Here is a 23,341-nt window from a genome sequence, read left to right as displayed (position 1 = left end):
ATCAGCCATAGCGCCGGGAAGGGCTGTGAAACTAGTCTTGAAACGGATCGGTCACAAGTATCGTGTCGTCCCGCTCGGGGCTGGTGGAAAGCAGCGCCACCGGAGCTCCGATCAGCTCCTCGATATAGCGGACATATTTGACCGCCTGCGCCGGCAAATCGTTCCAGCTCCTGGCGCCGGCCGTGGTTCCCTTCCAGCCTTCGAGCGTCTCGTAAATGGGCTCGACCCGCGCCTGCGCGCCCTGGCTGGCCGGCAGGTAATCGATCGTCTCGCCGTCGAGCCTGTAGCCGGTGCAGACCTTGATCTCGTCCAGCCCGTCGAGCACGTCGAGCTTGGTCAGCGCGATGCCCTTGATGCCGTTGACGGCGACGGCCTGGCGCACCAGCACGGCGTCGAACCAGCCGCAGCGCCGCTTGCGTCCCGTGACGACGCCGAACTCGTGGCCGCGCGTGCCGAGGAACTCGCCGATCTCGTTCTTCTGCTCGGTCGGGAACGGCCCCTCGCCGACGCGCGTCGTGTAGGCCTTGGTGATGCCGAGCACATAGCCGATCACGCCCGGACCGACGCCGGAACCGGCGGCTGCCTGCCCGGCCACGGTGTTGGATGAGGTGACGAAGGGATAGGTGCCGTGGTCGATGTCGAGCAGCGTGCCCTGCGCGCCCTCGAACAGGATGCGCTCGCCGGCGCGGCGCCTGTCGTCGAGCACCTTCCAGACGCGGTCCATGTAAGGCAGGATCTCGCCGGCTACCGAGGTCAGCTCCTGCATGATCGCCTCATGCGTCGCTTCCGGATGACCGAGTCCGCGGCGCAGCGCGTTGTGGTGCGTCAGCAGCCTGTCGACCTTCAAGGGGAGCGTTTCCAAATCCGCCAGATCCATCACCCGCACCGCCCGCCGGCCCACCTTGTCCTCATAGGCGGGGCCGATGCCACGGCGGGTCGTGCCAATCTTGGTTCCGGAATTCGAGGCGGCGTCTTCGCGGAATCCGTCCAACTCCCGGTGCAGCGACAGGATAAGCGCGGTGTTTTCGGCTATTTTCAGGCGCTCCGGCGTGACCTCGACGCCCTGGTCCTTGAGCTTCTTCGCTTCGGCCACGAAGGCGTGCGGATCGAACACCACGCCATTGCCGATGATCGAGAGCTTGCCCTGCCTGACCACGCCTGAGGGCAGCAGCGACAGCTTGTAGACCTTGCCGTCGACGACCAGCGTATGGCCGGCATTGTGACCGCCCTGGAAGCGCACGACCACATCGGCCCGTTCCGACAGCCAGTCGACGATCTTGCCCTTGCCTTCGTCGCCCCATTGCGAGCCGACGACCACCACATTGGCCATGTTCTTTTCCCTTGAAATGCCGCGCCGGCGGCCTGAAACGACAGGCCTCTATAGCGTCAACCGCCGGCCGGCGCGACCCTTTCTTTGCCGCCGAAACCATCCCTGGAACATGATTTGAAAAGCGGGAGCCGGCTTTCGGAACCCGATCGTGCTCCAGGAGTTGGATCGGGATGACGATGCCGGCGAAGCCTCGTCCCGATCAGGCATAACAGATTCCAGCTTTCGCATCATTTACTTGCCGCCGCCGCCACTCTAGGCCGGCCTGAACCCTCGAATACCCCTGCAGGGCCGGATCCTCCATGCACAGAGCCGCCTATCTGTTCCTACTGTCGACCATGCTGTTGTGGGGCGGCAATTCGGTGGCGGGCAAGCTTGCCGTCGGCCATGTCTCGCCGATGACCCTGGTGTTCCTGCGCTGGGTCATGGCTGTCCTGATCCTGCTGCCCGTCGGCTGGCGGACGCTGCGCGAGGACTGGCCCGAAGTGCGCAGGCACTGGCGATTGATTGCCGGCCTCGGCGCCTGCGGCTTCACCATCTTCAACGTCATCTTCTACACCGCGCTCAACTACACGACCGCCATCAACGTCTCGATCGAGCAGGCGGCCATCCCGATCGTCATCATCCTTGCCAATTTCATGTTCTTCCGGCTGCGCGTGGGGCCTCTGCAGATCGTCGGCGTCGTGCTCACCATCGCCGGCGTCGCGCTGACCGCAAGCCATGGCGACCTCGGCCAGCTCTTGAAGCTCGACCTCAATTTCGGCGACGCTATCATGCTTGTCGCGGTGCTTTGCTACAGCCTCTATTCGGTGGGGCTGCGCCTCAAGCCGGCAATCCGCTGGCAGAGTTTCATGCTGGCGCTGTCGATCGCCGCGCTGCTGATCTCCCTGCCCTTTCTTGTCTGGGAAGCCGCATGCGGCCGCGTCATCGTGCCGGACGCGTATGGATGGGCGCTCACGCTCTACACGGCGCTCGGCGCCTCGGTCGTCTCGCAGGTCCTCTACATCAAGGGCAACGAGCTGATCGGCGCCAACCGCGCCGGCCTGTTCATCAACCTGGTGCCGATCTTCGGCACGCTGCTTTCCGTGCTGATCGTCGGCGAGCCGTTTCAGCCCTATCAGGCCCTCGCGCTCGCGCTGGTGCTCGGCGGTATCGCGCTCGCCGAATACAGCGGCAGCAAAGCAGCGCTGCAGATGCAGTGATGGCCCCGCGCTGCCCGGGTATTTCTTGACTTGAACGAATACGCTCCGCCTGCTGGTGCGGGTGGAGCGTATTTTTGTGTCGGGCCGTTCACTCGGCGCCGACGTCGAAATGCAGCGGCTTGGCCGAGTCGATCGATTGGTGCGCCCGCAGCTGACCGAGCACTTTTTCCGGGAACGGCGCGTCGAGATAAAGCAGCGCGATCGCGTCGCCGCCCGGCCGGTTGCGGCCGAGCTGGAAGTTGGCGATGTTGACGCCGTTCTCGCCGCACACCGTGCCGAGCAGGCCGATGATGCCGGGCGCGTCGGCATTGGTCGTGTAGAGCATGTGCTGGCCGACCTCGGCGTCGAGATTGATGCCCTTGATCTGGATGAAGCGCGGCTTGCCGTCGGAGAAGCAGGTACCGGCGATCGAGCGCGTCATGTGCTCGGTCTTGACCGTCAGCTTGATATAGCCGTCGAACACGCCCGACTTGTCGCGCTTGACCTCGGCGACGATGATGCCGCGCTCCTTCACCATGATCGGCGCCGACACCATGTTGACGTCGGAGACCTGGGGCCGGATCAGGCCGGCAAGGGCGGCGCTCACCAGCGCGCGCGTGTTCATCGTCGCCGTCGAGCCGTCGAACAGGATCTCGACCTCCTTGATCGGATCCTCGGTGACCTGGCCGACGAAGGCGCCGAGCACCTCGGCGAGCTTGACGAAGGGCTTGAGCCTCGGCGCTTCCTCGGCAGTGATCGAAGGCATGTTGATGGCGTTGGAAACGGCGCCCTTGATGAGATAGTCGCTCATCTGCTCGGCGACCTGCAGCGCGACATTCTCCTGCGCTTCCGTGGTCGAGGCGCCGAGATGCGGTGTCGCCACGACATTTTCCATGCCGAACAGCGGGTTGTTCTCCGCCGGCTCGACCTCGAACACGTCGATGCCGGCGCCCGCCACCTTGCCGCTCTTCAGCGCCGCGACCAGATCGGCCTCGACGACCAGGCCGCCACGCGCGCAATTGATGATGCGCACGCCGTCCTTCATCTTGGCGATCGCAGCCGCGTCGATGATGTTGCGCGTCTTGTCGGTCAGTGGCGTGTGCAGCGTGATGAAGTCGGCGCGGGCGAAGAGCTCGTCGAGCTCGACCTTCTGGACGCCGAGCTCCTCGGCGCGGCTGTCCGACAGGAACGGGTCGAAGGCAATCACGTGCATCTTCAACCCGACGCCGCGCGTGGCGACGATCGAGCCGATATTGCCGCAGCCGATCACGCCCAGCGTCTTGCTGGTGATCTCGATGCCCATGAAGCGGTTCTTTTCCCACTTGCCGGCATGGGTCGAGGCATTGGCTTCCGGGATCTGCCGCGCCAGTGCGAAGATCATCGCCACCGCATGCTCGGCCGTGGTGATCGAATTGCCGAAGGGCGTGTTCATCACGATGATGCCCTTGCGGCTGGCGGCCGGGATATCGACATTGTCGACGCCGATGCCGGCGCGGCCGACGACCTTGAGCCTGGTTGCCGCATTGATCAGCTTCTCGGTGACCTTGGTCGCCGAGCGGATGGCGAGGCCGTCATACTGATCGATGACTTCGAGCAGCTTTTCCTTGTCCTTGCCGAGATCGGGCAGGTAGTCGACCTCGATGCCGCGATCCTTGAAGATCTGCACGGCGGTGGTTGAAAGTTTATCCGAAACGAGAACGCGGGGCGCCATCACGGCCTCCTTGAAGGGGATTGGATGTGTCGGGAAATGGTGGCGGCCCGCAGGCCGCCACGGATTTCAGGCCGCCGCCTTGAGCGACGCCTTCTGCGCGGCGAAGGCCCAGTCGAGCCATGGCAGCAGCGCTTCGAGATCGGCGGTCTCGACGGTGGCGCCGCACCAGATGCGCAGCCCGGGCGGCGCGTCGCGATAGGAGCCGATGTCGTAGGCGACGCCTTCCTTGTCGAGTGTCGAGACGAGGCCCTTGGCGAAAGCCGCCTGACCGTCGGCATCGAGCGCCGCAACATCCGGATCGGTGAAGGACAGGCACACGGACGTGTTCGAGCGCGTTGCCGGATCGACGGCCAGATGGCCGAGCCACGACGACTTGCCAACGAACCGGTCGAGCACCGCAGCATTGGCGTCGGCGCGGGCAATGAGCGCTTCCAGGCCGCCGATCGACTTCGCCCAGTGGAGCGCATCGAGATAATCCTCGACGCACAGCATCGACGGCGTGTTGATGGTCTCGCCCTTGAAGATGCCCTCGATCAGCTTGCCGCCCGAGGTCAGGCGGAAGATCTTCGGCAGCGGCCAGGCCGGCTTGTAGGTCTCCAGCCGCTCGACGGCGCGGGGCGACAGGATCAGCATGCCGTGCGCGCCTTCGCCGCCCAATACCTTCTGCCAGGAGAAGGTGACGACATCGAGTTTTTCAAAATCGAGCCTTTGCGCGAAGGCCGCCGAGGTCGCGTCGCAAATGGTCAAGCCCTTGCGGTTCGCGGGAATGAAATCGCCGTTCGGCACGCGCACGCCGGAGGTCGTGCCGTTCCAGGTGAAGACGACGTCGCGGTCGAAATCGACTTGCGCCAGGTCTGGCAGCGTGCCGTAGCCGGCCTCGAACTTGCGCACGTCGGCGAGCTTGAGCTGCTTGACCACATCCGTCACCCAGCCGGAGCCGAAGCTCTCCCAGGCGACCATGTCAACGCCGCGCTCGCCGAGCAGCGACCACAGCGCCATCTCGACCGCGCCGGTGTCCGACGCCGGCACGATGCCGATGCGATAGCTCACGGGAACCTTGAGGATCTCGCGCGTCAGCTCGATCGCCTGTTCGAGCTTGCTCTTGCCGATCTTCGCGCGATGGGAGCGCCCGAGCGCGGCCTTCGAGAGCGCCTCGGCCGACCAGCCGGGACGTTTTGCGCAGGGACCTGAGGAGAAATTGGGGTTTGCCGGACGGAGTCCGGGCTTGGTAGCTGTCGTCATCGTGGTCTATCCTTCCAGATAGTGGCCCCTCGTTGGGGAGGGGTGGCCCACGGACGGCGATATGCTTTCAGGCTTTCGGCGTCAAGAGCAAAGTTTTTGTCGCTGTCGGGATATTCCCTACCACCTCGGCGCGCCCCGAAATGAAAACGGCGAGCCGTTGGACCCGCCGTGACATTTCGTGACCCCCTTCGCTTTACCAGAGGTCGTAGCGCAGGCCGAATTTGATCTGGTGGTTGCTGATCCCCTTGCGGGTGGGATAGGAGGTCAGGCTCTCGGCGGCCACATATTCCGCGTTGGGGGCGGAGAAATACTGGTAGCCGAGGTCGACAAGAACATTCTTCGTCACCTGATAGGCAAAGCCTGCATTCAGCGTATAGGCGAGCGAGTATTGGGTCTTTTTGCTGCTCAGGGTGAAATCGTTGGTGGAGTCGGCGCTGTCTGTGTATGAGGCCGAAAGCTTGCTTGTCGTGCGAACCATACCAATGCCGGCGCCGACATAAGGCGTGATCCCGACATAGGTGCCCAGATCGACATAACCGTTGAGGACACCGGAGAACGCGTAGTTCTTCACATTTCCCGAGCCCAGGATCGCGGTTCCCGCCGGTGCGACCGCTGAATCGTCGTAGCTGACGCTGACTTTGTTGCCGGGCAGATAACCCAGGTTAAGATCGGCGCGAAGGTAATCGTTGAAGTGATATCCGAAGCCGATACTGGCGAAATACGCCTTCTCGTCCTCGCTGAAGCTTTCGTTGTTGATCGTTGACGGGAAGGTGAAATCCCCGTTGTCGAAGGTCTTCTGCGGCAGATAGGCGACGTCGCCGCGCAGATACCAGCCCGAGCCGACCTCGACCGGCTGGTAGTCGGGCGCCTGGTCGACATAGATCGGCGGATCGTAGTCGGCCGCGAGCGCCGGCGTCATCGGCAACAGGATGGTTGCGGCAAGCGCTGACGCGATACGCGATCTGGATGTCATGGTCCCCGGCTCCCGAGATTGGCGCCAGCCGCGATTGCGAGCGCCGTTTCAAGCAGCCATTGTTAACCATAGTGGTTAAGTGCCGGTTAAGGATAACAGGGAGTTACCGAATTGATTTCGATGAGATTTCACCCGCCGCGCACAAACGAAAACCGCCCGGCTGATGCCGGGCGGTCGAACTGTCGGATGCGGAAACTTACTTGGTGTAGATCGGTTCCGGCTCAGGCTGATAGGCGACCACCGGGGCGGCGCAGCCATTATTGCCGCCGAACTGATAGCGCAGACCGCCGCGCACCTCATGCGTGTTGATGCCGTGGTCGAAACCCGGCCCGGAGCTGGTCGTATCGAATTCGAACATGCGCCCACCCTCAATGTGAGTGAAGCGGTAGCCGGCATCGAGGATGACCTTGTCCGTGAGGCAGTAGGAAGCGCCGGCCATAAGCGCGTAGGCGAAGCGCCAGTTGGACGAACCGGGGTTGGTTTCGGTGGTGTTCGGGTCGTGGACCGTGTCCCACTTGACATGCGCACCACCGATGCCAGCGCCGACATAAGGGGTGATGCCGTTCCACGTGCCGATATCCACATAGGCATTGGCAAGCAGAAGCAGAGCGCTCATGCTCGACTCTTCGGTCGATGTCGTGGTCAGATCCGAGGTCTGGCCGTTGAAGTCCGACTTGAACCAGTAGTCGGCAGTCAGATCCGTACGGAGGTAATCGTTGATCTTGTAGCCGACGCCGGCGCCGAGCGAGAACCCGCCCTTTAGGTCGCCGAAATCGAAATCATTGGTGCCGGGCGGTGGGCCGTAGGTGATGTAATCAATGCTGTCCAAATCCGACCAGTGGTAGTCGATATCGCCGCGGATGTACCAGCCGCCGGCATCGACCGGTTGAGCCTCGACAACCGGCGGCGGCGCCTCCTCGACCGGAGGCGGCTCCGCGAAGTCGGCGGCGAGCGCCGGTCCGGCCACTCCCGCGAGCAGCGCGGCAAACAAAGCCATTCTTGCTGTATTGAACATGCTGTCACCCCTAAGAAGCCTCGGGACGACACCGCCCGAAGATGAACCTCGGCGTGGATAATGAATTGCAAAGGTTAAAAGCCGTTTAACCGTACCGATTAACCACGAATCTATACAATTTTAGAGGGTATGCCGTTGTCCGGCCGTTGAGGGCGCGCACGAAAAAGCCCGCCGGGCAGCGGGCTTCCAAACGCGAAGAGCTTTGGCCCGATCTCTCTATCAGGCGGCGCTGCGGGTTTCCTGGAGGATGCCGACGATGTCGTTGACGACCGCCTCGACCAGTTGCGGATCGTCGCCCTCGGCCATGACGCGGATCAGCGGCTCGGTGCCGGATGGCCGGATGACAAGGCGGCCGGACTTGCCGAGCCGGTTTCGCCCGTCTTCGATCGCCGCCTTGACCGGCGCTTCTTCCAGCGGCTTGCCGCCGGAGATGCGGACGTTCTTGAGAAGCTGCGGCACCGGCTCGAATTTCTTCGACAATTCGCTGACCGGGCGATTCTGCCGCTTGATGCAGGCGAGCACCTGCAAGGCGGAGACCAGACCGTCGCCGGTGGTCGAGAAATCGGAAAGCACGATGTGGCCCGACTGCTCGCCGCCGACATTCAAGCCATGCGCGCGCATATGCTCGACCACATAGCGGTCGCCGACCTTGGTGCGATGCAGCTGAAGCTTCATGTCGCCGAGGAAGCGCTCGAGGCCAAGATTGGACATCACCGTGGAAACGACGCCGCCGCCGGCCAGCCGACCACTCTGGTGCCAGGATTCGGCGATCAGCGCCATGATCTGGTCGCCGTCGACGATCGCTCCGTTCTCGTCGACGATGACGACGCGGTCGGCGTCGCCGTCGAGCGCGATGCCGATGTCGGCGCGCACCTCGTGCACTTTCTTCTGCAGGCCCGCAGGATGGGTCGAGCCGCACTCCTTGTTGATGTTGAAGCCGTTCGGCTCGACATTGATCGCCACGACCTCGGCGCCGAGCTCCCACAGCGCCTCGGGCGCCACCTTGTAGGCCGCGCCGTTCGCGCAATCGACGACGATCCTCAGGCCCGAGAGCGACATCGAGCGCGGCAGCGTGCGCTTGGCGAATTCGATATAGCGATCATGCACGCCGTCGACGCGCTTGGCGCGGCCGAGCCCGTCCGAATCGGCCAGCGCCAGCTCGATGTCCTTGTCGAGCATGCCTTCGATGCGCTCCTCGATCTCGTCGGAGAGCTTGTAGCCGTCGGGCCCGAACAGCTTGATGCCGTTGTCGTAGTAGGGATTGTGCGAGGCCGAGATCATCACGCCGATATCCGCGCGCAGCGAACGCACCAGCATGGCGACGGCGGGTGTCGGTATCGGGCCGAGCAGGAAGACGTCCATGCCGGCCGCGCACAGGCCCGCGACCATGGCGTTCTCGATCATGTAGCCGGAAAGCCGCGTGTCCTTGCCGAGCACGACGCGGTGACGATGATTGCCGCGCTGGAACGACAGCCCGGCGGCCATGCCGACCCGCATGGCGACTTCGGCCGTCATTGGAAATTTGTTGGCGCGTCCGCGGATACCGTCTGTGCCGAAATACTGACCTGCCATGTGCCTTACAATCCCCGTCGGGTTTTCAGCGGCCCGTATTGCCACAATTGAGCCGCATCCGATCATCAAATTTCGTGATTATATATTACCATTCCTTAGAAAAACATTGTCGCGGCGGCGCAAGTGGTTCGACAGCCTATCACCACCTTTTACTTCGCGGCGCTACACTTGGAGGCTTTCGACGCACTGTCCGGCGGCAAAGCTCCGCTGTCGGCAAACCCTCAAGCAATTCATCACCTTATCGGGAGCAACACACTTTGTGAGGGCCCCCATGCCGGAAGCATCTGGCGCAACCGCACATTGAGCGTTATTGATTTGCTATAGGGACACATATTGGCGGCAGCAAGGGAGAAAACGCCATGCTTATTCATAGACTTGCAGCTTTGACGGGTCTCGCCGTCGCAACCTTGTTCATGGCGGCGCCGGCCAACGCGCTGACCATGGCCGAGTGCAGCACCAAGTATAACGCGGCCAAGGATGCGGGAACGCTCGCCGGCCAGACCTGGAACCAGTTCCGCAAGGCGCAGTGCGGCAGTGATGCTTCCACCGCGACCGACACCAAGGCGGCCACCGACACCAAGGCCGCCGACACCAAGACGACCAAGAAGGCAAAGACCGCCGCCGCTGCCGACGACGCGGCCAAGGGCCTGAGTTCGAAGGAATGCAGCGCCAAGTATCAGGCGGCAAAGTCCGCCGGCACGCTCAATGGTATGAAGTGGAACGACTTCCGCAAGGCCGAGTGCGGCCCCGGCGCAACCGCCGCGGCTGCCGCCGCGCCCGCTACCGAAACCAAGCCGGCCAAGACGACCAAGACCTCGACCGCAGCTGCCGACGGCGGTAAGGGCCTGACCATGGTGGAATGCAGCACCAAGTATCAGGCTGCGAAGACCGCCAACAAGCTCAACGGCATGAAGTGGAACGACTTCCGCAAGGCCGAATGCGGCGCCGGCGCCGACGACGACGACACCGTGCCGGCTCCGACGGAAGCCACCTACACCAGCGAGCCTGCGAAGCCGAGCGTCGCCGCGCCGAAGGGCGTGCGCTTCCCGAAGGCGATTTCGCCGAAATTCGCCACCGAAAATCCGGGCAAGGGCCGCATGCATACCTGCCTCGAGCAGTACTATGCCAACAAGGACGCCAACACGCTCAACGGCCTGAAGTGGATCCAGAAGGGCGGCGGCTTCTACAGCCTCTGCAATGCCAAGCTGAAGAGCTGATCGCCTAATTATTCGAAGAGAAAAGGCCCGCGCATCGCAAGATGCGCGGGCTTTTTGTTGCGCGAAGACACCCGCGGCCTTGCTCGCATCTGCATATCGCAGGACTGTCGGCATCATCGGTTCGCCCACACTGCCCACCGCGAGGCTTGTCCCTAGCCGCAAAGATTTCAGTTGAACATACCGGGAACAAACAGTATACAAAAAGACGTCGAGCTTATTCTCAATCAGGAGGGTCTCAATGTTCAGTTTGAAATTGGCGGCGTTGACTGTGACGGCACTGGTCGCTTGGAGCGCCTCACCTGCGAGCGCACTGACGATGAAGGAATGCGGCGAGACTTATCGGGCAGCCAAGGAAGGCGGCACTCTGAACGGCATGGACTGGGCCGCTTTCCGCAAGGAGAAATGCGCGACGTCCGCCCCGGAGAGTGTCAGCGCGGATACGGTCAAAACCGCGGAGCCAGCAGAAAAGGACACCAGCGCGGCGGTCGCCCCCACTGAAGCGCCGGCGGGCGTGACATTCCCGACCACCCTCGCCGCCGAGTTCAAGACCGAAAAACCCGCGAAGGCCCGGATGAAGACCTGCCTGCAGGGTTACCACGACAACAAGGAGGCGGGTACGTTGAGCGGCCTTCGCTGGATCCAGAAGGGCGGCGGTTACTACAGCCTCTGCAATGCGCGGCTGAAAGCTGAATCTTAAAGCACGTCGCGTTGAACCGGATTCAGGCGACGCGCTTTAAGTCTTTGTTTTGATGCATGTCGTTGTCCCAGAGCCGCCGCATACTTCTGGGCGACATGCGATGAATCGAATACGGCGGCTAAAGCGGTTCACCGTTTTTCCCGCAGACGTTGAGCCATCATCCTCGGGCGTGTCCGAGGATCTACTGTCGGGCGCTATGGGCGCCAGGACGAGGGAAGCCTTGCCTTGTCTCCAATTGCCAAACAAAAAACGCCGCGGACCAAGCCGCGGCGTTTCTCGATCGGTCTTTCGCGCACCAAGCTCAGCTTGACGGCTGCGGTTCCATGCCGCCTTCGGGCTCGGGGCCCTTCTTGCGGCGGCCGCCGGTGCCGGCCTTCGGCACCGCCGAGCCGCGGCTGGGCGGGGTGTCGTCGCCGAGGTCGCGGGCCGGCTTGTTGCCTGCGATCAGCTGCTTGATCTCTTCGCCCGACAGCGTCTCGTATTCGAGCAGCCCTTCGGCGAGCGCGATCCATTCCTTCTTCTTCTTGGTCAGGATGGCCTTGGCGGTCGAGTAGGCGTCGTCGATCAGCCGCCGCACTTCGGCATCGATGATCTGCGCCGTCTCTTCCGAGATGTTTTGCGTGCGGGCCACCGAGTGTCCGAGGAAGACCTCTTCCTGGTTGTCGCCATAGGCGACATGGCCGAGCTTGTCGGAGAAGCCCCAGCGCGTGACCATGGCGCGCGCCAGCTTGGTCGCCTGCTCGATGTCGGAGGAGGCGCCCGAGGTGATGTTCTCCTTGCCGAACTTGAACTCCTCGGCGACGCGGCCACCCATCATGATCGCAAGCCGCGAGATCATGTATTTGTAGCTCATCGAATAGCGGTCGCCTTCCGGCAGTTGCATGACCATGCCGAGCGCGCGGCCGCGCGGAATGATGGTCGCCTTGTGCAGCGGGTCCGCCGTCGGCACGTTGAGCGCCAGGATGGCGTGGCCGGCCTCGTGATAGGCGGTCAACTCCTTCTCGGCCTGCGTCATCGCGGACGAGCGGCGCTCGGCGCCCATCATGATCTTGTCCTTGGCGTCCTCGAACTCAGCCATAGTGACGAGCCGCTTGTTGCGGCGCGCCGCCATCAGCGCGGATTCGTTGACGAGGTTCATCAGGTCGGCGCCGGAGAAGCCGGGCGTGCCGCGTGCGATGACCTTGAGGTCGACATTCGGCGCCAGCGGCACGTTGCGCACATGCACCTTGAGGATCTTCTCGCGGCCGACGATGTCGGGGTTCGGCACCACCACCTGGCGGTCGAAACGGCCGGGTCTCAGCAGCGCCGGGTCAAGCACGTCGGGCCGGTTGGTGGCGGCGATCAGGATGATCGACTCGTTGGACTCGAAGCCGTCCATCTCGACCAGCAGCTGGTTCAGCGTCTGCTCGCGCTCGTCATTGCCGCCGCCGAGGCCCGCGCCGCGATGGCGGCCGACCGCGTCGATTTCGTCGATGAAGATGATGCAGGGTGCGTTCTTCTTGGCCTGGTCGAACATGTCGCGCACGCGGCTTGCGCCGACGCCGACGAACATCTCGACGAAGTCCGAGCCGGAAATGGTGAAGAACGGCACGTTGGCCTCGCCGGCAACCGAGCGGGCGAGCAGCGTCTTGCCGGTGCCGGGCGGACCGACCAAGAGCACGCCGCGCGGAATCTTGCCGCCGAGGCGCTGGAACTTCTGCGGATCGCGCAGGAATTCGACGATCTCCTCCAGATCCTCCTTGGCCTCGTCGACGCCGGCGACATCCTGGAAGGTGACGCGGCCATGCGCCTCGGTGAGCAGCTTGGCCTTCGACTTGCCGAAGCCCATCGCTCTTCCGGAGCCGGACTGCATCTGGCGCATGAAGAATATCCACACGCCGAGGATCAGGATCATCGGCAGCCACGAGATCAGGTAGCCGAACAGCGAATTGGAGCCGTCGGTCTCAGGCTTGGCGGTGATGGTGACGTTCTTGTCCTGCAGCCTGGAGACCAGCGACGGATCGCCGGGCGAATAGGTCTGGAAGCCGTTGGCGTTGTCCGTGTAGTTGCCGAAGACGCGGGCGCCGGCGATGGTCACGCTTTTGACCCGGCCCGACGCGACGTCCTGCAGGAATTGCGAATAGGGGATATCCGTCGTCGCACCGCGCGTCTGGGGCGTCTGGAACAGATTGAACAGGGCGATGAGCAGGACCGCTATGATCGCCCAGAGCGCGAGGTTGCGATAATTCGGATTCATCTATTGTCCCGTTGGGGCCCGCCTGCGGGCCCGCGATGATGGAGAAGCTTGGCCTAACATAGGGAGAGCGTCACCCCTTGCCAAGCAGAACAGCACGTATGGGTTAAGCTTTCGCCCACCCTCTCTCACCATCATGGCCGCGAAATGGCGACGCCGGAAACGGCGGTGCGCCGACAAGCGCCGCGACGGCGGCAGCCGGCTCAAGGTCGAAGGACGGCAGGAAGCGTGCAAAAGGGGCAACCGCCGGAACGATCGACACCGGCTGTCGGCCGGCATTGCCGCCAGCAAAATCAAGCTGTTCGCCGCTGGACCACAGCGAAGGCTCCGCAGCCAGCGCTGCGCGCGACAGGCTAGGTGGGATATCCTCGCCCAGGGGCGCTCGCCCGGCAGCCGCGGCCCCCAGCGGCGCGATCACCAAACCGCCCGGTTGGTCTTTCAAAGTGATGCGCCCTCCCAAGGTGACGCGGCGTCGGTTGTCCCAAAGCTGGTTGTCTACCGGTGGAGCGGCGGCGGGCAGGTTGCGGCTTTCGCGGCGAAGGAAAATGCCGGACCGGCGCGCGTCGACCACCGTCCGCGACAATGTGGCGCAAAGCGGCGCGGAACGCAGGCGGGCAAGCAATGCGGCGCAACGCGCCTCGTCGGCCAGGAACGACATGCCGCCAACCGTGGCCAGCAGGATGCGCAGCGCATAGATGGCCGCCTCGCCATCTTCCTGCCCGGCGAAATCGCGATCGAGGCGGATGAGACCCGGAACCGGCCTGCTGGCGAACGCGTCGATGAGCATGGCGGCGCGGCGACCGATGTCGTTGCGCTCACGAGCCGCCTGGGCCGACCGCGCCAGCGCCTCGGCAATGCCCCGATCGCCATCGTCTTGCGCGAGCTTCGCCCGCACACGCGGCCGCTCGAAGCGGACATCCACATTGGTCGGGTCCTCGATCCAGCCGATGTCGCTATGCTGCAGCATGTCGCGCAGCGCCGCGCGCCGCATGCCGAGCAGCGGCCGGACGATCCATGTCCGCCAGTCATGCAGCGTGGCGGGCGCCATGCCGGCAAGGCCGCGGCCGTCATCGTCGCGCGCCTGGCGCATCAGCACCGTCTCGGCCTGGTCGTCCGCGGTGTGGCCGGTCAGGATCAGCTTGATGCCTTCAGCGTCGGCTGCTTCGGCAAGCAGCCTGTAGCGCGCCTCGCGCGCCGCGGCCGGCAGGCCGGTGGCAGGCTTGTCGCCGTGCCAGGCGAGAATGCGATGCGCGATGCCGCGCTCGGCGCAGAAATCGGCAACCAGCCGCGCCTCAAGGGCCGAGTCCGGCCTCAAGCCATGATCGACCGTCACCGCAAGCAGCCTGGCGGCGGGTGCAGTCCGCTCGAGGTGATCTTTGAGAAGGAGGAGAAGGGCGGTCGAGTCGCTGCCGCCGGACACGGCTGCAACGGCGCCGGTCGAAAAGTCCAGGTCGAAGAAAAGGCGGTCTGAGAGGTTGGCTTTGGTATCGGGCGTCAGCACGCCGCCAGCGCCTTTTCCTGCTTGATGCGCTCCTTGAGCGTGACGGAAACATCGGGATAGCGCTTGCCGATTTCATTGAAGGTGGCGCAGGCGACGTCGTTCTGCTTCAGGCCGACCAGCGAAACGCCGAGCTTGAGCAGCATGTCGGGCGCCTTCTTGGCCTTCGGATAATCCTTGCTGGCGGCGAGGAAAATCTCGGCCGCATCACGGTATTTCTGCTGGCCGAGCAGCGACTCGCCCAGCCAGTAATGCGCGTCTGCCGCCTTGGCGTCCTTGGGGAAGCGGGAGATATGATCGCGAAAACCCTGTTCGGCGGTCGGATAATCGCCCGACAGGATGAACTGGTAGGAGTTGCGGTAGAGCTCGTCGGGGTCGTTGGTCGACGGCAGGGCCGCGACTTGCGTGTCGCCGGCCTTGTTCTTCTTGGCCGGTGTTTCGGCAGAAGGAGCGCTTGCGGTAGCCGAGGGCGCTTGCGCCGGCGCGCTGGCCTGCGGACCGGTCTCGGCATTCACCACATTGCCGTTCTTGTCGACGGTGATGGTGCCGAAATTCTTCGGCGGCGCGCCGGTGATCAGCTTGCCCGGATCGCCGGTCTGCGATTCCACGATGACGTCGCCGACCGTCTTGCCGCCGCCATTTTGCCCGCCGGTGTCGGCCGGCGCCTGCGTCGCCGGGGCCTGAGCGACGCTATTATCGGTTCCGGCGTCGCCGGTGCCGGAATCCCCGGTGCCGGCATCGCCGAGGTTGGTGTTGCCGCCGGTTCCGTCCTGAGGCGCGGCTTCCGATTTCTTCTGCCCGGTCGGCTTGGCGCCGCCTTGCGAACCGCCCTCGAGCTGCTGGAAGCGGAACTCATTGTCTTCCTGCTGCTTTCGGATCTGTTCCTGCATCTGCAGGATCTGGAAATTCATCTCCTCGATCTTGCCATTCAGCTGGCGCAGCTGGTCTTCCAGACCGGTCACGCCGCCGCCACTATCCTGCGCGATCTGCGCCTGTTCAGGCTTCTTCTTGTCGCCGAAGATGCCGAGCGTCGGCAGGTGAAAGGTAAAGCCGCTGCCGGAAGCCTGCCCGGCGCTGTCGGCCGAGGCGGCGAGGCTTGGGAGGCATGATACGAGCAGCAGCGCAAGCGTGCCGCTCAGGACCGTTCTAAAATGCATTCTGTCTCTCGCGGTGGGTGTTGGCCTGATGCGCCTTTCCAAATCAGAACAGGGGGAGGAAGCGCCCTCGCGCTCATAGCAGGACGCGAGACTTCGGCCAAATTTTGTTTCAATCCGTTGCAAATGAAAAAGGCGGCCCTGAGGCCGCCTTTGTTTTTGCGATGTTGTATTTTTGCCCCTGTGGCTCGCGCCAAGCGGGCCACGGGCCTGGTTATTAGGAACCGGCGCCCGACAGCGTGGTGACAGCGCGGCGGTTCTGCGACCAGCAGGAGATGTCGTCGCAGACCGCGACCGGACGTTCCTTGCCGTACGAGATCGTCTTCAGGCGATTGGCGGCAACACCCTTGGAGACAAGGAAGTCGCGGGTGGCGGCGGCGCGGCGGGCGCCCAGCGCCAGATTGTACTCACGCGTGCCGCGCTCGTCGGCATGGCCTTCGATGACGATCGCATACTGGCGGTACTGGTTGAGCCACTGCGCCTGGCGCCCCAGCGTGGTCTGCGCATCGGCGCGAATCGACGAAGAGTCGGTGTCGAAGAAGATGCGGTCGCCGATATTGACGGTGAAGTCCTGCGCCGAACCGGGCGTCGCGGCGCCGGCGCCGTTGAGGCCGAGATCGGCCGCGCTGTTCGGGGTCTTCTTCGAGGCGCAGCCGGTGATGGCAAGCGCTGCCACCAGCGCGATCATGGCCGGGTTTCGGGTAAGTGCTGCGATACGGCCCATGCCGCCTCTCCTTCGCATTCGAGTGATTTCGTTGATCACCCAGTAACCACGTTTGGGTTAACCGGCATTCAAGAAACACGGTTAATTTTTGGTTTCGAGTCGCCGTCCGCGACTGCTACGCCCCACGCTTTTACCGGGGAGGACATTGCGCGCGGACCCTAGGCGGAAATGCGGCCAAAACGCGACCAAGACATGAAAGCGGGGATTTGAGGCCTATCCGCTTCTTCATTTCCTCAATTCTTCAGTTCTTCAATTCCTCAGTTCCCCCCTCACTCCAGCAACGGCGACCAAGCCGGGTCCGAAGCATAGTTCGCGGTCGGAATCGGCTGCTCGTTGCGGCCGGTGAGATCGACCGAGACCAGCTTCGGCCCGCCGCCCGAGTCGCGGAAGAACATCAAGACGCGGCCGTTCGGCGCCCAGGTCGGGCCCTCCTGCTGGAAGCCGGAGGACAAGATGCGCTCACCCGAGCCGTCGGTCTTCATGACGCCGATCTGGAACTCACCGCCGCTCTGCTTGGTGAAGGCGATCAGATCGCCGCGCGGCGACCAGACCGGCGTCGAATAGACGCCGTCGCCGAAGGAGATGCGGTGCGGGTTCGAGCCGTCGCCACCCATGACGTAGATCTGCGAGCGGCCACTGCCGCCGCCGCGGTCTGAGGTGAAGACGACCTGCGAGCCGTCCGGCGAATAGGACGGCGAGGTGTCGATCGCGGTCGAATCGGTGAGCCGCGTGGTCGAGCGGCTTCTCAGATCCATGGCGAAGATGTTGGAATTGCCGTCATCGCGCAGCAGGCTCATGATCACCTTCTGGCCATCGGGCGAAAAGCGCGGCGCGAACGTCATGCCGGGGAAATTGCCGACCAGCTCGCGCTGTCCGGTTTCGATCTGCAGCAGATACACCTTCGGCTGTCCGCTCTCATAGGACATGTAGGTGATTTCCTGCCGGTTCGGCGAGAAGCGCGGGGTCAACACGATGGCGCGGCCGTCCGACAGGTAGCGCACATTGGCGCCGTCCTGATCCATGATGGCGAGCCGCTTCTTGCGCGCGTTCTTGGCGCCGGATTCGTCGACGAAGACGACGCGGGTATCGAAATAACCTTTTTCGCCGGTGATCTTCTCATAGATCGCGTCGGCGATGATGTGGGCGACACGGCGTTGGTTGGCGTCGTTGGCGAAGAACTGCTCACCGGCCATCTGCTGATTGCCGAAGATATCCCACAGCCGGTACTGGGCGCGGATGCGGCCATCCGCCTCCTTGCTGACGCTGCCGGTTACTAGCGCCTGCGCGTTGATGACTTTCCAATCATCGAAACGCGGCTGCGCATCCGGATTGGCGATCTTTTCGACAAAGGCGGCCTTGTCGATCGGCGCGAACAGCCCTGACCGTTTCAGATCGGCTGTGACGATCTCCGATATCTGTGGCCCAAGCCCTCCCTGAAAGTCGGGGATGGCGATCGGCATCGGCTCGACATTGCCTTTGTTGACGTTGAGCTCGAGGGTCGCCCGAGCAGGCAAAGTGACCACGGCATTTATGCCCATCGCCATCGCGGCGACCATCAGGAGCGGCTTGAGGATAAATTTCATGTCTTCTCGCTTCTCTTGCTGATTTCTCGGATGCTCAGGCTAAAGACCAAGCATCGCCCTCGGGTCAAAGTTGACGCGAACGTCAGACCATATGTCCTGCTTTCCGGCGGGAACCTGCAGCCCGGCGACGTCACATTTCTGCACGGCGCGAACCGCGCTGGCGTCGAACTGGGGATTGCCGCTTGACTTTTCGACAGTCGGGCGGCCCTCCAGCTTGCCGGAGGCATTCAGGTTGAAACGGACGACCACGGTGAAATCCTCAGAGCCTTCGAGGCCAACCGGAAGGGTCCAGCAACCACCGAGTTGAGCCTCCAACGCCCCCTGCTCCGACTTGGAGAGCTTCTGGCCCTGGTCCTTTTCGCCGCCGAGCGAGGCTTGCTGGGTCGAGCGCTTGGCGCCGCCGCCAGACGGTTTCTGCTTATCGAGCAGGGCCGTTATCTCGTCGGCGTTGAACTGCTTCTCATCCGACTTCGGCTTCGACGTGGCCTCCTTGACCGGCTTTTCTGCATCCTTGCGGTCCGGCGCCTTGGCGCTCTCGGCCTGCGCCGGCTGCGGCTTTGGCCGCGCTTCCGGCGCCGGCGCGGAATCCGGCAGCTTGGCTTCCTCGGTCGGCTGCTGCTGATCGATCGCCTCGGCGACGGCGTCCGGCTTCACCTCTTCCTTCGGGATGGCGGCGGTCGTGTCCTTCGGCGGTGTCGGCGCCGGTTGCTTGGCCGGCGTCGGCTTGGGCTCCGTCTGCTTGACCGGCTCGGGCTTGACCTCTTCCTTCGGCGTAGGCGTCGGCGCTACCTCCGTCGCGGGCGTCGGCTTCGGCTTCTCCTGCGGCTTCGGCACGTCCTCGACCGCCGGCTTCTCGGTCGGCGTCGGCGCGGGTGGCGGCGCCGCCGTCTTCTCAATCGGCTTCGGCTTGGCTTCGTCCGTCACCGGCTTCTCGGTGTCGACCGTGTTCTCGCCGACCTTCTGGGCATTGGGAACGACATCCGGGCGCTTTGTCGGAACGGGCGCGGGCTTGTCATGCATGACTGCTTTCTTGTCGCCCTGCAGCGTTTGCGCGATGGCTTCCATCGGCACGATGTCCACTGACACCGATTCCACATCGCTGGCCGGCATGGCCGGCGGCGACGACAGCGTGAACAGCCCGAAGGCCAGCGCCGCCGTATGCAAGATCACCGATGAGGTGAGACCCGTCCGCATTTGGCGTCTACTGATCCTGTTCCTGCAGCGAGATCAGGCCGATATTCTTGTAACCGGCATCCTGAATGAGACCCATCACCTTCATCGCGGCGCCGTAATTGGTAGCCTTGTCGCCGCGGATGAAGATGCGCTCGTCATAACCGGTCTTCGAGATCGCCTGCAGCTTGGCTACCAGCTCGTCGAGCGGGATCTCGGTTTCCTGCAGGTGGATCTCGCCATTGGCGCCGATCGAAATGGTGATCGGCTGCGTGTCCACATTCAGTGCTTTGGCTTTCGTCTCTGGGAGGTCGATCGGCACGCCGACCGTCAAGAGCGGCGCCGCGACCATGAAGATGATCAAAAGCACCAGCATCACGTCGACCATCGGCGTGACGTTGATTTCCGACATCAGGGCGTGGTGCCGGCCACGCCGCCTGTGGCCGCGTCCGCCTCGCCCCGATCCACTTGCCCCTGCAGCAGACATCCCCATGATCGTTCCTCAGGCCTTCTGCGCTACTTTTTCATCGATTTGGCGCGAGAGTATGGCGGAGAACTCGTCCGCGAACCCTTCCATGCGCATGCCGATCTTGTTCGCGTCCGATGACAGCTTGTTGTAGGCGATAACCGCCGGAATGGCCGCGAGCAGGCCGATGGCGGTGGCGAGCAGCGCCTCGGCAATGCCGGGCGCCACAACCGAAAGGCTGGTGTTCTTCGAGGCCGCGATCGCCTGGAACGACGTCATGATACCGATGACGGTGCCGAACAGGCCGATGAACGGCGCTGCCGAGCCGGTGGTGGCGAGAAAGCCGAGGCGTCCCTCCAGCTTCTCCATCTCGCGCGTCAGCGCCAGGTCCATCGCCTTGTCGATGCGGGTCTGCAGCGCCAGCGCCGATTTCGCTCCCTTCTCAAAGCTTTTCTTCCACTCGCGCATGGCGGCGACGAAGATCGCGCCCATGCCGGTGGTTTTGCGGTCGGCCAGCGTGCGGTAGAGGTCCTCCAGCGACTGACCCGACCAGAACACCTGCTCGAAGCGGTTGAGCGCCATCCGCATCCGGCTATAGGCAACGAGCTTGTCGATGATGATGGCCCAGGTCCAGATCGAGGCGCAGAGCAGGCCGATCATGACCAGCTTGACCACCCAGCCGGCCTGTATGAACAGCGCCCAGATCGATAAATGCGCTGCCGGATCGGCGAGTGCGACGTTTTCCATGACTTAAGTCCTTAAGATTTTCCGGGCATCGCTGGCGGCTCGCCCATGGGCATCCCTTTGGTCCGATCGCGCGAAGCGTGAAGCTTGCGGGACACGCCTCGAATGCACCGTTTCGCGGCCTTTTCGAGGCAAATGTTGGTGAAAGGAAGGCGCGCGAATTGCGCCAATCTTCGCCGATTCCTTCATGAACCGTTATGGTTAAGGATGGGTTAGGATGTCAGGCGCGGCGCATTGCCGCGCTTGACCATCAGCAGAGCCTGCCGGGAACCGTCGAGTTAATGCCTTTGATAGAACCGGCCGGCGCTGAAGATCAGGCCGTCGTTTTCGGCATGAAGGCGGCAATCCACTCCTTCGGGAAACGTTTCGGGCGGCCGCTTTCGCCGACGATCGCCGCCTCGACTCTCGCCTCCACCAGCACCTCCCCGCCGCGTTTCAACTGCTGCCCCATGAAGATGCGCGCGCCGGAAATGTCGTCGGTTCGGGTGTCGATGGTCAGGATATCGTCCATGCGCGCCGGCGAGCGGAAATCGATCTCCATGCGCCGCACCACCCAGACGATGCGCTCGCCATGCTTGCCGTCCAGGAGCTCGGTGTGATGGACGCCGGTCAGCCGCAGATAGTCGGAGCGGCCGCGCTCGAGGAATTCGAGATAGCGCGCATGATAGACGACGCCGGAGAAATCGGTATCGGCATAATAGACCCTGGCCATTAGCCGATGGCCGAAATCCGTCAGCGCGCCGGAAAGCCCGGCGCTGAGCGCCGCCGATTCACCATGATCGTCCATCGCGCTTTCCTTTTCTGGCCCAGAAGGGCAGGTGTCTCTCGCGCGGGAACGGGATGGCACTGTTGGGCACGATGATCAAGACCTTGCTGGCAGCGCTGCTTGCGCTCGCCGTGCTTGTGCTTCCAGCCGGAGCGGCGACGTTCTCGATGAAACGCGGCCTCAATCTCGACCAATGGGTCACCTGGCCGACCGAGGACAAATGGGGCGACCGCCAGGCGATCCTGCCCTATCCGGAGTGGCGCAAATTCCTCAGGGAGGACGACCTCAAGGCGCTCAAGGATGCTGGTCTCGATTTCCTGCGCATGCCGGTCGATCCCTCGCCCTTTCTTTCGGACCGGACCGCGGCCCTTCGCGACGACCTCTATGCCAGCGTGCTCGACTCGGCGCGCATGATCAACCGCGCCGGCCTGAAGGTGATCGTCGACCTGCATCTGATCCCGGCCGGCGGCAACCGCAAGATCGGCATGGGGCAGGTGATGGACGACCCGGCCGTCTTCGATGCCTATGCCGAGGTCGTGCGCAACATGGCAAAGACGCTCGCCCGGGAAGACCCGAAGCAGGTAGCACTGGAGCTGATGAACGAGCCGATCGTCGATTGCGACGCGAACGGCACCAATCTTTGGCCCGACCGCCAGAGAAAGCTGTTCGCGGCCGCGCGAGCTTCCGCCACCAGGCTCACGCTGATTCTGACCGGCGGCTGCTATTCAAACGCGGAGTCCCTGGCCAGGATCGACCCCGGGACGATCGCGGACGACAACATCATCTGGAGCTTCCATTCCTACGATCCGTTCCTTCTGACACACCAGGGCGCGACCTGGGCTGGCGACTTCATCCAACATGTCACCGGCCTGCCCTACCCGCTGACGGCCGTTCCGAAGGCGCGGTTGGACATGACGCTGGACACGATCCGCGACAGGATCAGGGCCGAGGCGCCCTGGACGCGGCAGAGCGGCCTACTCGCCTATCTCGACGAGCAGGTGGCGACGATGGACAGTCCCGAAAAGCTGGCCGCCGTCATGGATGCGCCTTTCAGGACGGTCGAGGCCTGGGCGACGGCCAACGGCGTCAAGCCGCAGGATATCACGCTTGGCGAATTCGGCATGATCCGCAAGGAATATGGCAACGGCTTTGTCATGCCGCCCGCGTACCGCGCGGCCTATGTGCGCGACATGATCGCCCGCGCCGAGGCGCATGGCTTTTCCTGGTCGGTGTGGAGCTATGGCGGCGCCTTCGGTGTCGTCAACGCGTTCGATGGCGAGAAGGCGGAACCCGACGTGATGGATGTAATTCGCCAACTTCCGCGTTAGTCACCAGCGATGCTACCATTTCTGCGCTGGCATCTGGGATTGGGGCTATGCGCTCGCTGCTTTACACGACCGGGTCACCTTTCGCGCGCGGCATTCGCGTCGTGCTCGACGAAATCGGCCTCGACTACGAGCGCCGGGAGGAGACGACAACGCCATCCGCCGCGTCCCGCGCCGAATGGACGCCGGCGCTTCAGGTTCCGACGTTACGCGATGGCGACCTGACGCTGTGGGAAAGCGGAGTGATCGCCGAATATCTGCTCGCCACCTATCCGCAGCGCGTCGAGCGTGATCCGGCTCTGGCACCCTCGATGTGGCGGGCCGGATCGGAATGGCAGGACCGCCTGCTCTTTGCTTCGATCCAGACGTTGGGCACTGCCGCGACGACGATCAGCCAGATGCAGTGGTCCGGAGTGAGGCATCACGGCAATTCGCATCTGACGCGCTGCGCCGAACGCATTGCCCATCTGATCGGGTGGCTGGAAGAGCGGATCGACCGCGACGGCGAGGGACTTTTCGGCAAGGTCGTGTCGGTCCACGACATTTTTCTGACCTGCCACCTTCGCTTTATCGCCAACCGGCCTCTGGACCTGGATACCCGGCTCGACGCGCATCCGAAAACCCGCGCCCTTGTGGACAGGATGGAAGATCGCGCCAGCTTCCGAAACAATCCGGTGCTGTGGTGGGAGCCCGGCATCACCGGGTACGAAGCCGACGGCACCCCCATCCGCGCCAGCTGATGG

General features: G+C 63.5%; 20 protein-coding genes. 5 read left to right on the top strand and 15 right to left on the bottom strand.

The features are described from left to right. Window positions 1–31 precede the first annotated feature (31 nt). Complete coding sequence (locus CK230_RS08245; protein WP_095816692.1) at window positions 32–1,330, bottom strand: adenylosuccinate synthase; 1,299 nt, start codon at window positions 1,328–1,330, stop codon at window positions 32–34. Between the two features lie 299 nt (window positions 1,331–1,629). On the opposite strand from CK230_RS08245, the gene CK230_RS08240 reads away from it, so the two are divergent. Continuing rightward, a complete protein-coding gene (locus CK230_RS08240; RefSeq protein ID WP_095816691.1) occupies window positions 1,630–2,529 on the top strand; it encodes a DMT family transporter in 900 nt (299 codons plus the stop codon). An 88-nt stretch (window positions 2,530–2,617) separates the two neighbouring features. Here the strand turns inward: CK230_RS08240 and serA are convergent, their stop codons facing one another. The 5 genes from serA to glmM all read right to left on the bottom strand — a co-directional run bounded on the left by serA (window position 2,618) and on the right by glmM (window position 9,021). Then, window positions 2,618–4,219, bottom strand: a complete 1,602-nt coding sequence (gene serA / locus CK230_RS08235) for a phosphoglycerate dehydrogenase (RefSeq protein WP_095816690.1) — start codon at window positions 4,217–4,219, stop codon at window positions 2,618–2,620. 66 nt (window positions 4,220–4,285) lie between these two features. After that, entirely contained in the window at window positions 4,286–5,461 is a 1,176-nt protein-coding gene (locus CK230_RS08230; RefSeq protein WP_095816689.1) for a phosphoserine transaminase, read from the bottom strand. Between the two features lie 193 nt (window positions 5,462–5,654). Beyond that, window positions 5,655–6,434: an outer membrane protein gene (locus CK230_RS08225; protein ID WP_095816688.1), complete on the bottom strand. Its 780-nt coding sequence runs from the start codon at window positions 6,432–6,434 to the stop codon at window positions 5,655–5,657. A gap of 196 nt (window positions 6,435–6,630) precedes the next feature. Further along, on the bottom strand, window positions 6,631–7,449 hold the full coding sequence (locus CK230_RS08220) for an outer membrane protein (RefSeq protein ID WP_095816687.1): 819 nt from the start codon (window positions 7,447–7,449) through the stop codon (window positions 6,631–6,633). A 219-nt stretch (window positions 7,450–7,668) separates the two neighbouring features. After that, window positions 7,669–9,021, bottom strand: coding sequence for a phosphoglucosamine mutase (glmM, locus tag CK230_RS08215; protein ID WP_095816686.1), 1,353 nt, complete (start codon window positions 9,019–9,021; stop codon window positions 7,669–7,671). A gap of 359 nt (window positions 9,022–9,380) precedes the next feature. On the opposite strand from glmM, the gene CK230_RS08210 reads away from it, so the two are divergent. Continuing rightward, window positions 9,381–10,238, top strand: a complete 858-nt coding sequence (locus tag CK230_RS08210; protein WP_095816685.1) for a hypothetical protein — start codon at window positions 9,381–9,383, stop codon at window positions 10,236–10,238. A 238-nt stretch (window positions 10,239–10,476) separates the two neighbouring features. Further along, window positions 10,477–10,935: a hypothetical protein gene (locus tag CK230_RS08205; protein ID WP_095816684.1), complete on the top strand. Its 459-nt coding sequence runs from the start codon at window positions 10,477–10,479 to the stop codon at window positions 10,933–10,935. A gap of 301 nt (window positions 10,936–11,236) precedes the next feature. On the opposite strand, the gene ftsH is transcribed toward CK230_RS08205, so the two are convergent. The 9 genes from ftsH to ybgC all read right to left on the bottom strand — a co-directional run bounded on the left by ftsH (window position 11,237) and on the right by ybgC (window position 21,294). After that, window positions 11,237–13,171, bottom strand: a complete 1,935-nt coding sequence (ftsH, locus tag CK230_RS08200) for an ATP-dependent zinc metalloprotease FtsH (protein WP_095816683.1) — start codon at window positions 13,169–13,171, stop codon at window positions 11,237–11,239. A 103-nt stretch (window positions 13,172–13,274) separates the two neighbouring features. Then, window positions 13,275–14,669 carry a tRNA lysidine(34) synthetase TilS gene (tilS, locus tag CK230_RS08195; RefSeq protein WP_245429857.1) on the bottom strand — a complete coding sequence of 465 codons (1,395 nt, stop codon included), beginning with the start codon at window positions 14,667–14,669 and terminating at the stop codon, window positions 13,275–13,277. Then, on the bottom strand, window positions 14,663–15,823 hold the full coding sequence (gene ybgF / locus CK230_RS08190) for a tol-pal system protein YbgF (protein ID WP_095816682.1): 1,161 nt from the start codon (window positions 15,821–15,823) through the stop codon (window positions 14,663–14,665). Before ybgF ends, tilS begins: the two co-directional genes overlap by 7 nt. 214 nt (window positions 15,824–16,037) lie before the next feature. Further along, complete coding sequence (gene pal, locus CK230_RS08185) at window positions 16,038–16,544, bottom strand: peptidoglycan-associated lipoprotein Pal (protein WP_095816681.1); 507 nt, start codon at window positions 16,542–16,544, stop codon at window positions 16,038–16,040. 269 nt (window positions 16,545–16,813) lie between these two features. Continuing rightward, a complete protein-coding gene (gene tolB, locus CK230_RS08180; RefSeq protein ID WP_095816680.1) occupies window positions 16,814–18,127 on the bottom strand; it encodes a Tol-Pal system beta propeller repeat protein TolB in 1,314 nt (437 codons plus the stop codon). 39 nt (window positions 18,128–18,166) lie between these two features. Continuing rightward, window positions 18,167–19,321 carry a TonB family protein gene (locus CK230_RS08175; RefSeq protein WP_095816679.1) on the bottom strand — a complete coding sequence of 385 codons (1,155 nt, stop codon included), beginning with the start codon at window positions 19,319–19,321 and terminating at the stop codon, window positions 18,167–18,169. A 7-nt stretch (window positions 19,322–19,328) separates the two neighbouring features. Next, on the bottom strand, window positions 19,329–19,784 hold the full coding sequence (gene tolR, locus CK230_RS08170) for a protein TolR (RefSeq protein ID WP_095816979.1): 456 nt from the start codon (window positions 19,782–19,784) through the stop codon (window positions 19,329–19,331). 15 nt (window positions 19,785–19,799) lie between these two features. Further along, entirely contained in the window at window positions 19,800–20,510 is a 711-nt protein-coding gene (tolQ, locus tag CK230_RS08165) for a protein TolQ (RefSeq protein ID WP_095816678.1), read from the bottom strand. A 310-nt stretch (window positions 20,511–20,820) separates the two neighbouring features. Then, entirely contained in the window at window positions 20,821–21,294 is a 474-nt protein-coding gene (gene ybgC / locus CK230_RS08160) for a tol-pal system-associated acyl-CoA thioesterase (RefSeq protein ID WP_095816677.1), read from the bottom strand. A 53-nt stretch (window positions 21,295–21,347) separates the two neighbouring features. On the opposite strand from ybgC, the gene CK230_RS08155 reads away from it, so the two are divergent. Continuing rightward, window positions 21,348–22,601 (top strand): cellulase family glycosylhydrolase, encoded by a 1,254-nt coding sequence (locus CK230_RS08155; protein WP_095816676.1) that lies wholly within the window; start codon window positions 21,348–21,350, stop codon window positions 22,599–22,601. Window positions 22,602–22,648: 47 nt separating this feature from the next. Next, entirely contained in the window at window positions 22,649–23,338 is a 690-nt protein-coding gene (locus CK230_RS08150; protein ID WP_095816675.1) for a glutathione S-transferase family protein, read from the top strand. Window positions 23,339–23,341 lie beyond the last annotated feature (3 nt).

The sequence above is a fragment of the Mesorhizobium sp. WSM3859 genome (genome assembly GCF_002295065.1).
Lineage (GTDB): Bacteria > Pseudomonadota > Alphaproteobacteria > Rhizobiales > Rhizobiaceae > Mesorhizobium.
This window is presented reverse-complemented; position numbering and strand designations above follow the sequence as displayed.

Bases quoted from the DNA above. Each gene is read 5' to 3' on its own strand.
- CK230_RS08245 (WP_095816692.1), bottom strand. From the start codon at position 1,330: ATGGCCAATGTGGTGGTCGTCGGCTCGCAATGGGGCGACGAAGGCAAG.
- CK230_RS08240 (WP_095816691.1), top strand. From the start codon at position 1,630: ATGCACAGAGCCGCCTATCTGTTCCTACTGTCGACCATGCTGTTGTGG.
- serA (WP_095816690.1), bottom strand. From the start codon at position 4,219: ATGGCGCCCCGCGTTCTCGTTTCGGATAAACTTTCAACCACCGCCGTG.
- CK230_RS08230 (WP_095816689.1), bottom strand. From the start codon at position 5,461: ATGACGACAGCTACCAAGCCCGGACTCCGTCCGGCAAACCCCAATTTC.
- CK230_RS08225 (WP_095816688.1), bottom strand. From the start codon at position 6,434: ATGACATCCAGATCGCGTATCGCGTCAGCGCTTGCCGCAACCATCCTG.
- CK230_RS08220 (WP_095816687.1), bottom strand. From the start codon at position 7,449: ATGTTCAATACAGCAAGAATGGCTTTGTTTGCCGCGCTGCTCGCGGGA.
- glmM (WP_095816686.1), bottom strand. From the start codon at position 9,021: ATGGCAGGTCAGTATTTCGGCACAGACGGTATCCGCGGACGCGCCAAC.
- CK230_RS08210 (WP_095816685.1), top strand. From the start codon at position 9,381: ATGCTTATTCATAGACTTGCAGCTTTGACGGGTCTCGCCGTCGCAACC.
- CK230_RS08205 (WP_095816684.1), top strand. From the start codon at position 10,477: ATGTTCAGTTTGAAATTGGCGGCGTTGACTGTGACGGCACTGGTCGCT.
- ftsH (WP_095816683.1), bottom strand. From the start codon at position 13,171: ATGAATCCGAATTATCGCAACCTCGCGCTCTGGGCGATCATAGCGGTC.
- ybgF (WP_095816682.1), bottom strand. From the start codon at position 15,823: ATGCATTTTAGAACGGTCCTGAGCGGCACGCTTGCGCTGCTGCTCGTA.
- pal (WP_095816681.1), bottom strand. From the start codon at position 16,544: ATGGGCCGTATCGCAGCACTTACCCGAAACCCGGCCATGATCGCGCTG.
- tolB (WP_095816680.1), bottom strand. From the start codon at position 18,127: ATGAAATTTATCCTCAAGCCGCTCCTGATGGTCGCCGCGATGGCGATG.
- CK230_RS08175 (WP_095816679.1), bottom strand. From the start codon at position 19,321: ATGCGGACGGGTCTCACCTCATCGGTGATCTTGCATACGGCGGCGCTG.
- tolR (WP_095816979.1), bottom strand. From the start codon at position 19,784: ATGTCTGCTGCAGGGGCAAGTGGATCGGGGCGAGGCGGACGCGGCCAC.
- tolQ (WP_095816678.1), bottom strand. From the start codon at position 20,510: ATGGAAAACGTCGCACTCGCCGATCCGGCAGCGCATTTATCGATCTGG.
- ybgC (WP_095816677.1), bottom strand. From the start codon at position 21,294: ATGGACGATCATGGTGAATCGGCGGCGCTCAGCGCCGGGCTTTCCGGC.
- CK230_RS08155 (WP_095816676.1), top strand. From the start codon at position 21,348: ATGGCACTGTTGGGCACGATGATCAAGACCTTGCTGGCAGCGCTGCTT.
- CK230_RS08150 (WP_095816675.1), top strand. From the start codon at position 22,649: ATGCGCTCGCTGCTTTACACGACCGGGTCACCTTTCGCGCGCGGCATT.